We start from the raw sequence: 12031 nt of genomic DNA, 5'->3' as shown, positions 1-12031 counted from the left end.
CTCGGGCCGGACGAAGTGTTCGTACCGGCCGGGCCGTTCGCGCGGCGCCTCCGGGGTGGGCCGCGCGCGCGTGTCAGTCACACGGTGGCCGCGGGTTGTGCGCGGGGCGGGCCGTGGGCCAGGTCAGGGCGACCGAGCCCCAGGTCAGCCCGCCTCCGAAGGCGGTCAGCAAGGTGGGTGTGCCCGGCCGTACCCGGGCGTGGGCGGCGGTGTCGGCGAGCGCCAGGGGCACGGAGGCGGCGGCGGTGTTGCCGACGTCGCGGATGTTGCCGTACCTGTGGCGGGGCGGGATACCGAGGCGGTCGCCGACCGTGTCCAGGATGCGCTGGTTGGCCTGGTGGCCGATGAACGCGCCGAGCGCCGGGGGCTCCCAGCCGGCCCTGTCCAGCGCGGTGCGCGAGGACTGCGTCATCCGGCGTACCGCGTGGGCGTAGACCTCCCGGCCGCGCATCCGCAAGAACCGCTTGTCGCGCGGGAGTTCGGCCCCTCTGTCGGGGGCGCTCGAACCGCCTGCCGCGATGGAGATCAGGTCGCTTCCCGACCCGTCGGCGCCGAGGTCCCAGGCGATGACCTCGCCCGGCTCCCGCTGTCCCTGGTCCCCGGCGCGCAGCAGCACCGCTCCCGCGCCGTCGCCGAACACGACGGCGGTGTCCCGGTCGCGCGGATCGACGATGGTCGAGTACGTCTCGGCGCCGATGACCAAAGGCCGCTCGCACACACCGGAGCGCACCATCCCGGTGGCGACGGTCAGGGCGTAGACGAAGCCCGAACAGACGGCGGACAGGTCGAAGGCGGCGATGGTGCCCAGGCCCAGGCTGTGGGCCACCCCGGGGGCGGTGGCGGGGCAGCGCCGGTCCGGCGTCGTGGTGGCCAGGAGCAGCATGTCGGGGGGCGCGCCCCCGGAGGACTCCAGTGCGCGGCGCCCCGCCGCAGCCGCGAGGTCTCCGGTGGCGACGCCGTCGGCGGCCCGGCGGCGGTGCGCGATGCCGGTACGCGTACGGATCCACTCGTCGTCGGTGGCGAGCGCGCCCTCACGTGCCACATCCGCGTTGCTCCGCACCTGTGGCGGCAGCGAGGAGCCGATGCCGCACACCACGGCGGCGCGCCCCCCGGCACCGGTACCGGTCCGGGTGGTGGCGGCGGAGGAGGTGCTGTGGGCGGTCATCGGCTCACGCCTCGGCGAAGGGGGAGGCGGGCTTGGGAATGCCGGCCAGTCCCCCGTCGGGTACGGACACCCCGCCGTCCAGCAGCAGGGCCTGGCCGGTCAGGAAGGCCGCCGCGGGTGAGGCCAGGTACAGCGCGGCCCACGCGGCCTCTTCGGGTTCGGCCCAGCGGCCCATCGGGACGTGCGCCATCAGCCAGTCGGACAGCGGGGCGGCCTCGGTGGCGAAGGCGGTCATGTCGGTGCGGGTCCAGCCCGGGCACAGCGCGTTGACGCGGATGCCCTCTCGCGCCCAGCCGACGGCGAGGCTGCGGGCCAGGGAGATCTGTGCCGCCTTGGTCGCCGCGTACGCCTCCATCGTGGGTGTGCCGACCACTCCGGCGATCGAGGACATCAGCACCAGGCTCGCTCGTGAGGAGGCCGCCAGGTGCGGGTGTGCGCGGCGGCACAGCGCGGCCGTGGAGTTCAGGTTGACGGTGATCACCGGGTCCCACTCCTGCTGCCGGGCGTGCTGGAGCGGCGCGAGCTTCGGTGCGCCCTCGGAGTCGACGGGCAGGGTGCCGGCGTTGTGGACGAGGGTGTCGAGCCCGCCGAGTGCCCCGGCCGCCTCGTCGACCACCTCGCCCGCCGCGGCGGGCCGGGCGAAGTCGCCGGGCACCAGGACGGCCTTCCGTCCTCGGCGGGTGACCTCGGCCGCGGTGTCCTTGAGCGCGTCCTCGTTCCGCGCCGAGAGTGCCAAGTCGGCCCCGGCGTCGGCGAAGGCGAGGGCGACGGCCCGCCCGATGCCGCGCGAGGCGCCGGTCACCAGCGCGCGGGCGCCTTCGATCCGGAACGCCTCGGCGGTGGCGCCGGGACGGGGCGCGGCTGCGGAGGCGGGCACGTGGGCGGGGGCTGCGTCGGGGGCGGGGGCTGCTTCGGGGGCCTGTTCAGGTTGCGGTGTGCCGTTCAACGCGTGCTCCTTTGCAGGGGGTCAGCGGTGGGGGCGGTACGGATGACAGGTGCGCCGCTCCAGGTGAGCAGGGCGCTGCCCCAGGTCATGCCGGCGCCGATGGCGGCCAGGAGGAGGCGGTCCCCTTGCCGCAGCGGGCCGTTCACGGCCGACGTGGCCAGCGCGTACGGCGTCGAGGCCGCGCCGATGTTGCCGACCTCGTCCGCGACGATCGGCAGCCGGCCGGGCGGGACGCCCAGCTCCGTGCCGACCGAGCGCAGCAGCCTGGGGTTGGGCTGGTGGACGATGAACGCCTCGATGTCCGCCATCCGCAGCCGGTTGCGGGTCAGGCTCTCGGAGACGATGCGGGGGAACATCTCGACGATGAAGTCCCGTACGGCACGCCCGTCCATGCGGATGGTGTGCCGGCCCTCGGCGACCGTGCCGGTGCCGGCCGGGGTCCGGCTCCCGCCCGCGGGGATCAGCACGTTGTCGGCCAGGACCCCGTCGGAGCCGAGGCGGAAGTCGGCGAACCCCTCGCCGGCGGGCACCGGGCCCAGCACGGCGGCCGCGGCGCCGTCGGCGAACAGGACGGCGGTGCCCCGGTCGGCGGGGTCGAGGAACTTGGAGTACGCCTCGACGCCGACGACGGCCGCGTAGCGGGCGCCGGTGTCGCCCCGCAGGAGATCGTGCGCGACGCGGGCCCCGAACAGCCAGCCCGAGCAGGCGGCGCTGACGTCGAAGGCGACGGCGTTGCGCGCCTTGGTGAGGGCCTGGACTCGGCAGGCGGTGGCCGGGCCCAGTTCGTCGGGGGTCGAGGTGGCCAGTACCAGCAGGTCCAACTGGCCCGCATCGAGGCCGGCCGCGGCCACGGCGGAGCGTACGGCGGCGGCTGCCATGTCGGAGGCGGCCTCGTCCGGGGCGGCGGCATGGCGCGTGTGCACCCCGGTGCGCTGGGAGATCCAGGCGGGGCTCACGCCCGCCGCGGCGGCGACCTCTTCGTTCGAGCGCTGCCGGGCGGGCAGATAGGTGCCCATGCCCAGCACCCCGATGCCGGACCCCTCGGGGGCGGCGGAGGCTCGGGGTGCGGCGGGAGCGGAAGAGGGCGGGGAAGCCGGAGTCGGCACAGCAGGCGGGGCAGGCTCAGAAGGCAGGTCGGGGGGAAAGGTGCCGTTCACGAGCGTCCTCCGTCGGGCCAGGTTCGGGTGGAGCGGAGCGCCGCCGCGTAGTCGGGGGCCTCCAGCGGAGTGGGGGAAATCCAGTCCGGCGGGGCGAGGGCGCCGGCCAGCTCGTCGAGATACGGGGCGAGTCGGTCGCACTGCCGGGTCGCCGCCGTCTCCAGTGCGGCGGCGGTCTCGCAGGAGAGGACGCCTGCCCACTGGAGCGGACCGGCCAGCCGTAGGGCCTGCGCCGTTCCGTAGAGGGCGGCCAGGGTGCCTTGGGCCGGGTGGGGGTTCCGGGCTGTGCGCACCGCCTCGGCGACGGACTGCGCGGCGAGCCGGAGGGTGTGGACCTCGCCCAGCTGCCGGGCCCGCTCCAGCAGCGGGTTCCACAGTTCCATGCCGTCGAGCCCCTGTTGGCGGCGTTCGTCGAGCGCTGCCCGCAGGCGTGCCGTCAGCCGCCGCTCCAGGGCGCTGACGGTCCTCAGCCACCAGGCGGGGTCGTCGGGGTCGGCCGCGCGGAGAGCGGCGTCGGCGCCCGCCGGGGCGTCCTCGTCCGCCAGGGCGCAGCCGATGTCCAGCAGGATGAGCCGGTTGTCACCGCCGGCCGCGCCGAACGCGTCCGTGAACCCGGCGTATCCGCTGAGCCGGTTGACGGTGAGGTAGCCGGGGAGACCGCAGCGGCGGCGGCATTCGGCGATGCTCCGGGCCGCGCCGTCCACCGCCATCGCCTTGAGCGCGGACAGCCGGCGGTCCACCCCGGCCCAGGGGGAGAACGCCGGGCCCGCCCCCGCCGCGCTCTCCTGCGCGCCGTCCTGCCCGGTGTCCTTCTTGGTGTTCTCCCCGGACTTCTCCGCGGTCTTCTCCCCAGAGAGGTCCGCCGTCCCCGCCGGGTCCCCTCCGGTGGAGGTTTCGGCGGCGAAGTCCGTGCGGGCGCCCTCCGAGCGCTGCCAGATGTCCAGCGCGGTGGCCGACGCGCAGCTGAGCGCGTACGCCTCCGCCAGCGCGCCCAGGAGTGCGCGCTGCTGGGTGCTGTAGGCCAGCACCGGGGCTTCCGGGGCGAGCCGGCCGTGGGAGCGCCGGTGCTGGGAGTGGCGCAGCGCAGCGACGGCGGAGGCCCGGGTCGCCGCCGCGGCGGCGGAGGGCACCGTCGCCCACAGCCGCCGGCCGACATCCAGCGTGCGCTGGAGGGCGCGGTCCGGGTCGCCGAGGGGGTCGTGGAAGCATCCGTCGGCATCGATGCGGGCCTTGCCGCGCAGCCAGCGGTCGTAGGGCAGCCGCGCGCCGTCGAACCGCACGAGCGCGTACTCCAGCGGGAGGGCCTCCACGCCCAGTGCGCTGGAGATCTGGACCCCGGGGGCGGTGCGGTGCTCGTCGCACAGGTCGGCCAGGAAGGGGTGGACGCCTCGGCAGATCCCGTCCACCATCAGGCGGGCGCACACCACCGCCGACTGCGGCCTGCCCTCCGCCCCGACGCTGGAGAACTTCAGGGCTCCGTCGTCGGGCGTGCGCAGCACGAACTCTCCGCTGTGCGCGTCGTACTGGGCGGTGGTACGCAGCGCCAGGTGGCTGTTGGCGTCGCCGATCTCGGTGACCAGGAACACTCCCTTGCGGTGGCCGCTCTCCAACTCTTCGACCACCCGCCCGAGTTCGGCGGTGCGCAGCTGCCGCTCACCGGCCGAGGCGGTGACGGAGCCCAGGCACAGGATGTAGTGGTTGACGAGGGTCATGTACAGCGCCGGGTCCACGAGCGCGCTGCAGGCACTCAGTGCGGCCATCCACGCGGGGTCGCGCAGCAGCTCCCGGGCGGGTGGCAGTGCCCTGGCCAGCCGCTCCAGTTCGTGGTGTGCCGTCTCGTTGCGGGGCGTCCCCTCCCCCGGTTCGGGCGGGCGGACGGGGCCGAGTGCGTCCGCGACGCACTGCCCCTGGGGCGTCCGTAACGGATCTTCTATGTGCTCGGGCAGCAGCGGCAGGGTGCCGGAGGCGGTCGGGGCGTGGGCAGTGGAGGTCATGCGGTCTCTCCCTGTGGCGCGCGGTGAGCCTCTCCCTGCGGCGCGCGGTGAGCCGTGTGCGGCCGGGCCCACGGGACGGCGGCGGACGGGCCCAGGCGTTCGGGGCGCTCCCAGGGGAAGTCCGGGTCGCCCAGCGGGCTGCGCGCCACGACGGTTTCTTCCCGTTGGGCGTGCTCCCGCTGGGCGAGGACACGCCGGGCGTTGCGGGTGAGGGCCGCTCCCGTGCCGGCCTCCAGCAGCAGGGCCGGACCGGAGGCCACCGCGGGGCGGAGGACTTCGGGCAGCCGGGCCGGGCTCGTCAGGCAGGCGGCCAGTCCCTGGTACACATCGTCGCCCCGGCCGTAGGGCCCGCCGTGGACGGCCGAGTGGACCGGGGTGTGGGCCGGGCGGCGCGGCAGGGTCCGGATCGACGCGGCGAACTCCTTGGCCTGGTGGGCGAGCGCGGGGTGGTGGGAGGCGAAGGGCAGCCGGAGACGGACGGCGTCCACGCCCTGCTCCGCCGCGTGCTCCTCCACCCGTTCGAGTTCCTGGGCAGGTCCGCTGAGGACGGTCTCCTCCGGGTCGTTGACGCAGGCCACGGCCACCCGCGCGGTGGCGGCTGCGGCGATCAGCTGCCCGGCTGCGGCGGGTCCCGCCGCGACCAAGGTCATGCCGCCACGGCAGCGGCTCAGGTAGCGCGAGAGCCGGCAGGCGATGTGGGTGCCCTCGGGTATGCCGAAGACTCCCGCCGCGGTGAGGGCGGCGATCTCCCCGAAGCTGACGGCGACCATCCGCTGGGGCGCCGCACCGATCGCGCACAGCGCGCGGTGGATCGCCATGGACGCGCCGAACAGCGCCACTTGGGGGGTGCCGATCGGCGCGGCGGCCAGCTCCCGCCCGCTCGGCGGCGCGTCTCCCAGCAGCGCGGCCCCCAGCGCCGGGATCCCGTACTGGCTGCTGGCCTCGTCCACCTGCGCGAACACCTCGGTCACGGCCGCGCGTACCACGGGGTGCTCGCGGATGGCCCGGGCCAGCGGGGAGATGGCGAAGTCCCCCTGCCCGGGGAACAGGTGGACGACGGCCTCGGACGGCTGCTGGAGGACGGTACCGGGCAACTGCCCCCGGGGCCCCGGCACATCCGATGGGTCACATCCTCGTGGCATGTTCCTCTCTCCTCCTTACAGGGAGCAGCCGCTCTCCGTACTCGGGAAAGGGCGCCCACCTGGGTGCGGCAAGGGAGCCGGGCCTTCTGACGCGGAAGGGACGCGCCGCTTCGGCGCACACGGCCGCCGGCCGTCGCCGACCGGATCGGCATCGCAGGACGCCCGGGCAACGCCCGGCCGGGACTCCCACGCGCACGCTCCGGAGGCTCATCCGGCCCTGTGCGGAGGGGGTTCCGTCCGGGATTGCTTCCACCGAAACACACCCGCGGGCGTGGCGACGACTACTGCCCGCGGCCAAGGCGTGAACGCGTTGAAAGCCCAGGGCCCGCGCGGGCCGGGAGAGAGGACTGGGAGGGGGCGGAGGGGGGACGGAGAGGGGCGGAAGCGCTGGACCGGACGTCCAGGGCCAGGGCCAGGAACGGCCCTTCGCCGGTGAGCCGCCCCGCCCGGCCGCCACCGTCAGCGGACCGGGGCCGCTCCCCTCAGCGGACGGAGGGCGTGAGGGCGGTGCGCTCGAAGGGGCCGCCGTGCGCCGCGGCGTGGGCGATGGCCTCGTTGACGTCGTCGAGGCGGAAGGAGCGGACCTGTTCGGGGGCGAGGTCCAGCGCACCGGAGGCGAGGAGCCGGATGATGCCGACGTTCGCCGTGCGCGGGCAATTCCACTGTCCGCGCACGGTGACCGAGTTGCGCATGATCCATGGGTACGGCAGCGCGAGATCGTCACCGCCGAGCATGCCGACACCGCCCATGAGGACGACACGGCCGTACTCGCGCACGCTCATGGCCGCCGCACGCACGGCAGAGCTGGGTGCGCGCGGCGGGAGCAGGTCGATCGCCATGTCGATCGGGCCGTCGGCGGCGGCGCACATCGCCGCACGGTCGGTGGCCTCCTCACCGGTCAGCCGGAGGGGGCGCACTCGCGGGCCGAACCGGTCGGCGAGAAGGTCGAGCACGGCCTGGTTCCGGCCCGGCGCGACCACCCGCCCGGCTCCCATCGCGAGCGCGACCGCGACCGCGCTGCTGCCCAGGTTCCCGGTGGCCCCGCTGACGAGCAGCGTCTCCCCCGCGGCGAGTCCGCCTGCCAGCAGCCCGCCGCACGAAATGGCGTGCACGACGAGCCCGGCCCAGCGGGCCGGGTCCTCTCCGGCTGCGGCGGGCAGCGGAAAGACGTTCTCCGTCGGGACCCGCATGCGCTCGGCGAACGATCCGTCGTGCAGATACCTGGCCAGCTCCGCGCCGCCGTCGCCCCGTGAACTCCAGCCCTGGAGTGCGATATCGGGCGTCAGCGCATCGTCTCGTGAGCGCACCGTCGGGTCGCACCACACCAGGTCACCGGCGCGCAGCCGGGTGGCGTCCGGGCCGGCGTGGACGACGCGCCCCACGCCCCCGGTGCCGGGCACGACCGGGGGGACGAGAGGATAGGCCCGCTCCCCGCTGAAGACCTCGGCCGCGTAGGGGAGCACACAGGCGGCGAGCACATCGACCACCACCTCACCGCCCCCGGCCACCGGACCGGGCACCTCCCGCACCGTGAGCGGTGCGCCGAACTCCGTCAGAACCGCTGCTCGCATGTGGTGACCTCCGTCTGCGTCCGTGTCCGTCCTTGCGGTCCCCGCACGTCCTCGCAGGTCAGTGCAGGTCCACCGGGAATCCGTCACCAGCGACGCTAAAGGCCGGGCGGGCATGCGGGAAGCGAAGATCTGGCATCAGTGGTATGCGTAGGCAGCATGGACATCTCCAGTGCGGGCCTGCGGGTCCTGCGTCAGATCGCGGAGTCCGGCAGCTTCACCGCGGCGGCGGTCCGGCTCGGCTACACGCAGTCGGCGGTCTCACGCCAGGCCGCGGCGCTCGAACGGAGCGCGGGCGCTGCCTTGTTCGAGCGCCGCCCCGACGGGGTCCGGCTGACCCCCGCCGGTCTGACCCTGCTGCGGCACGCCCGCGCGATCCTCGACTCCCTCGCGGCGGCCGAACGCGACCTCACCGGCGCCGTCCCGCGGTCCGAGCCGGTGCGGCTCGGGGCGTTTCTGAGCGCGGGCGCGGCCCTCGTGCCCGACGCGCTCGTCCGGCTCGCGGCGGCCGAGCCGCAGATCACGGTCACGACGAGCGAGGGCACCACGCCCAGCCTCATCCGGGCGCTGCGCGCCGGCTCGATCGACCTCGCCGTGCTGACGTCCCGTCCGCCCCACCGCCCCTCGGACGGCGAGTCGCCGCGCCTGCACATCGAGACCCTGATGGACACCGAACTCGCCGTGGCGGCGCCGTCCACGGGAGACTTCGCAGGCCGTAGCACGGTGCACATCGACGAGTTGGCCGACGCCGCGTGGATCGCGACCCCCTCGTCCCGATCGGAGCCGCTGCTCGGCGTCTGGCCCGGCCTGCCCGGACGGCCGCGCGTCGCCCACTCCGCGCGCGACTGGCTGACGAAGCTCCAACTGGTCGCCAGGGGCTTCGGCGTGACGAGCGTGCCCACTCGGCTCGCGCCCGTGCTGCCGCCCGGGGTGAGCCTGCTGCACGTCGAGGGCGCGCCTCCCGAGGCACGCCGCGTTCTCGTGGCACGCCTCCCCGGCTGCCCCACTCCGGCGGTCGCGGCCGTCACCCGGGCACTCGCCGCGTCCGCCTGATCCGCCGTCGGGCGGGGGCGGGCGAAGGCGGGCGGCCAAGCCGGAGCGGACCATGCCGGTGCCGTCAGCCCCGGTCAGCCCGCTTCCGCCGCCGCCTCCGCCCTCGTCCCCCCTCGCTCATTCCTCCCGCTCAGTGCTCCGCCAGGCTGATCGCCTGCACGGGGCACGCCCGCATTGCCTCGCGTACCAGCGGTTCTCCCGTACCGTCCTCCCGGCCGGGAAGCACCTCGCTGAACCCGTCGTCATCCTGCGTGAAGACGCCCGGCGCGGTCATCGCGCACATTCCCGCACCCACGCACCGGTCCTGGTCGATCTCGATCCGCATGCTGCCGCCTCTCGTCCGCCACCCGTCGGCCCTCGCCGTCCGGCCTGCGCCATCCATGGTCCACTCCCGGGGCCATCGCCGTCACCAGGTGACCGGAAGTTCCAGCATTCCCTGGATCGTGTCCCCGGGCTTGAACGGGATTTCCTCGGGAGGGCACGCCAGCCGCAGACCGGGCAGCCGGGCGAAGAGCGAACGCAGCGCGATGTCCAGTTCCGTGCGGGCGAGGTTCTGGCCCAGGCACTGGTGCACACCGAAGCCGAAGGCCAGGTGGTGGCGGACGGGCCGGTGCCAGTCGAGTTCCCCGGCCTCTGGGTAGGCTCGCTCGTCCCGGTTGATGAGGGAGGTCGAGAACACCACGCCGTCGCCCGCGCGAATCGTGTTCCCCGCCACCTCGATGTCCGCCGTGGCCACCCGCAGCAGGCCCTCGGCGATGGACAAGAAGCGCAGCAACTCCTCCACAGCGGCCGGCATGAGGGAGTCGTCGGCGCGCAACTCGGCAAGCTGCTCGGGGTGGTTGAGCAGGGTGAAGGTGCCCAGCGAGATCATGTTGGCGGTCGTCTCGTGCCCGGCGACCAGCAAAATGGTGGCCAGGCTGACGAGTTCCTCGTCGTCCGGGCCGCCCTCCTCGGCCTGGCGGGCGATCAGCTCGTCCAGCAGACCGTCGCCCGGTGCCTTCCGCTTGCTGTCGATCAGTGCGTAGAAGTAGGCATCCAGCGCGTCCCGTGCCTTTTGCGTGTCCTCGGGGAGCGGGCCGCGCAGCAGCCTGCGCGACTGCTCCTCGAAGAAGTCGTGGTCGGCGTAGGGCACACCCAGTAGCGCGCAGATCACCATGGACGGCACCGGAAGCGCGAACGCCTCGACGAGTTCTGCGGACGGTCCGGCCTCGGTCATGGCGTCCAGGAGGCGGTCCACGGTGTCCTGGATCCGGGGGCGCAGCGCGGCGATGCGTTTGACGGAGAAGCTGGGGATGAGCATGCGCCGCTGGGCGTTGTGCAGCGGGTCGTCGACGCCCAGGAGCGCGATCTTCCGCTTGCGCACCTTGGCGAACCGCTCGGTCGGTGAGGGGAACGCGTCGTTGTCGCGCTCGCTGGAGAGGCGGGGTTCGGTGAGCAGGGTCCGGGCCATGTGATGGCCGGTCACCGCCCAGACCTTCCGTCCGTCGTAGAGGGAGACGCGGGCGAGTGGCCGGCTCTCCTGTATGGGGGCATATCCGGTGGGCGGGTGATAGGGGCAGGTGCGGTCCTGGGGAAAAGCGATGGACTCCGTCATGGCCGGCCTCCGGATACTGGGCTTTCGCTTCCGCTTACCGGACTCATTGGATGCCTTGGGCACCTAACTGGTCCATGAGAAGTCCGGCCAGATCGCTCCGGGAAGATCTGGCCGGTCCTGGCCCCCGAAATCCTCGGGTCTACCGTTTCCCCGCAGGTCAGGTCGCTTGTGACGGCCGGCCGCCGGGCCGGCCCGGCGGCGGTCCCGGCCGGATCGGATCGCCGCCCGAGGCCGTAACCATCCCCTCCGCTTCCGGGTGGTTTCCTGGTCACGAAGGTGATCGGCACCGGGCAGCACACCCCGCCGCGCGGCGCCGCCCTCGCGCCCGCCCCGCCGCTCCCGCCCACAGCCCACGCCCCACCCCCCGCCCACGTCCCGCTCCCCCCACAGCCCGCATTCCGTTCCCGCCCCAAGGAGTACCGGTGGCCTCCCCCGCCCCCGCACCGCTCGACGACCTCGATCTGAAGGTCCTGCACGCCCTGCAGATCGACGGGCGCGCGCCGTTCAGCCGTATCGCCGCCGTCCTCGGTGTCTCCGACCAGACCGTGGCCCGGCGCTACCGGCGGCTGCACCACACCGCCAACCTGCGCGTGCTCGGCATGACGGACGAGAACCTGCTGGGCCGACAGAGCTGGATCGTGCGGCTGCACTGCCTCCCGGACGGTGCGGAACAGCTCGCCGAAGCGCTCGCGAAACGCCCCGACACCCTCTACGTCGTCCTGATCTCCGGTGGCACCGAGATCGTCTGCGGCATGAAACCGCGCAGCCGCAAGGAGCGCGACGAACTGCTCTTCGACCGGCTCCAGCGCACCCGGCAGATCGTCACCGTGTCCGCCCACTGCCTCCTCCACCTGTTCTACGGCGGCAGACTCGGCCGACGGAGCAAACCCACCGTGCTCACTCCTGAGCAGGAAGCCGGGCTTCAACCACCGGCCCCGGTGCTGTCCGATGCCCCGTTGCCCCTCGACGCGGCGGACGAGGCGCTCTTGGCGGTGCTCCGCCGCGACGGGCGGAGCACCCTCACCGAACTGCAGAAAGCCACCGGACTGTCGGAAGCCCGGGTCAAACGGAAGGTGGAGGCCCTGCGCTCCGCCGGTGTCCTGTATTTCGACGTGCAGTACGACCGCGGCCCCCTCGGACAAGCCGTCAGCGCCATGCTCTGGCTCACCGTGGCACCCCGCGCGCTCGCCGAGGTGGGCCGGGCGCTCGCCTCCCACCCGGAGGTGAACTTCACCTCCGCCATCACCGGCCAGGCCAACGTCGTCGCCTCCGCCGACTTCCGGAGCCCGGATGCGCTGTACACCTATCTCAGCGCGAAGATCGGCGCACTCGATGGCATCCACGCGGTCGAGTCGGCGTTCATCCTGCGGCAGGTCAAGCAGCTCACCTACGAACCCGGCCGCTGACCGCGG

Annotated in this window: 10 protein-coding genes; 2 read left to right on the top strand and 8 right to left on the bottom strand. The window is 74.0% G+C overall.

All coding sequences use genetic code 11. The features are described from left to right. Positions 1 to 73 precede the first annotated feature (73 nt). The 6 genes from ABD339_RS16835 to ABD339_RS16810 all read right to left on the bottom strand — a co-directional run bounded on the left by ABD339_RS16835 (position 74) and on the right by ABD339_RS16810 (position 7975). A complete protein-coding gene (locus ABD339_RS16835; protein WP_344566850.1) occupies positions 74 to 1165 on the bottom strand; it encodes a beta-ketoacyl-ACP synthase III in 1092 nt (363 codons plus the stop codon). Between the two features lie 4 nt (positions 1166 to 1169). After that, positions 1170 to 2042 carry an SDR family NAD(P)-dependent oxidoreductase gene (locus tag ABD339_RS16830; protein WP_344567050.1) on the bottom strand — a complete coding sequence of 291 codons (873 nt, stop codon included), beginning with the start codon at positions 2040 to 2042 and terminating at the stop codon, positions 1170 to 1172. A gap of 65 nt (positions 2043 to 2107) precedes the next feature. Continuing rightward, entirely contained in the window at positions 2108 to 3142 is a 1035-nt protein-coding gene (locus ABD339_RS16825) for a 3-oxoacyl-ACP synthase III family protein (protein ID WP_344567049.1), read from the bottom strand. A gap of 122 nt (positions 3143 to 3264) precedes the next feature. Next, positions 3265 to 5262, bottom strand: a complete 1998-nt coding sequence (locus ABD339_RS16820; RefSeq protein ID WP_344566848.1) for an acyl-CoA dehydrogenase family protein — start codon at positions 5260 to 5262, stop codon at positions 3265 to 3267. Next, a complete protein-coding gene (locus tag ABD339_RS16815; RefSeq protein WP_344566847.1) occupies positions 5259 to 6404 on the bottom strand; it encodes an ACP S-malonyltransferase in 1146 nt (381 codons plus the stop codon). The genes ABD339_RS16820 and ABD339_RS16815 overlap by 4 nt, the downstream gene beginning before the upstream one ends. A gap of 482 nt (positions 6405 to 6886) precedes the next feature. After that, positions 6887 to 7975: an alcohol dehydrogenase catalytic domain-containing protein gene (locus ABD339_RS16810; RefSeq protein WP_344566845.1), complete on the bottom strand. Its 1089-nt coding sequence runs from the start codon at positions 7973 to 7975 to the stop codon at positions 6887 to 6889. 156 nt (positions 7976 to 8131) lie between these two features. Here ABD339_RS16810 and ABD339_RS16805 point away from each other — a divergent pair, with 156 nt between their 5' ends. After that, positions 8132 to 9025, top strand: coding sequence for a LysR family transcriptional regulator (locus ABD339_RS16805; RefSeq protein ID WP_344566843.1), 894 nt, complete (start codon positions 8132 to 8134; stop codon positions 9023 to 9025). A gap of 130 nt (positions 9026 to 9155) precedes the next feature. On the opposite strand, the gene ABD339_RS16800 is transcribed toward ABD339_RS16805, so the two are convergent. Both ABD339_RS16800 and ABD339_RS16795 read right to left on the bottom strand, forming a co-directional pair. Further along, positions 9156 to 9350 carry a ferredoxin gene (locus ABD339_RS16800; RefSeq protein WP_344566841.1) on the bottom strand — a complete coding sequence of 65 codons (195 nt, stop codon included), beginning with the start codon at positions 9348 to 9350 and terminating at the stop codon, positions 9156 to 9158. Positions 9351 to 9431: 81 nt separating this feature from the next. Continuing rightward, the gene (locus ABD339_RS16795) at positions 9432 to 10619 is read right to left on the bottom strand and encodes a cytochrome P450 (RefSeq protein WP_344566840.1); all 1188 of its coding nucleotides are present in this window, start codon (positions 10617 to 10619) and stop codon (positions 9432 to 9434) included. A 422-nt stretch (positions 10620 to 11041) separates the two neighbouring features. Here ABD339_RS16795 and ABD339_RS16790 point away from each other — a divergent pair, with 422 nt between their 5' ends. After that, a complete protein-coding gene (locus ABD339_RS16790) occupies positions 11042 to 12025 on the top strand; it encodes an Lrp/AsnC family transcriptional regulator (RefSeq protein ID WP_344566839.1) in 984 nt (327 codons plus the stop codon). Positions 12026 to 12031 lie beyond the last annotated feature (6 nt).

This window comes from Streptomyces axinellae, assembly GCF_039532135.1.
Taxonomy (GTDB): domain Bacteria; phylum Actinomycetota; class Actinomycetes; order Streptomycetales; family Streptomycetaceae; genus Streptomyces; species Streptomyces axinellae.
This window is presented reverse-complemented; position numbering and strand designations above follow the sequence as displayed.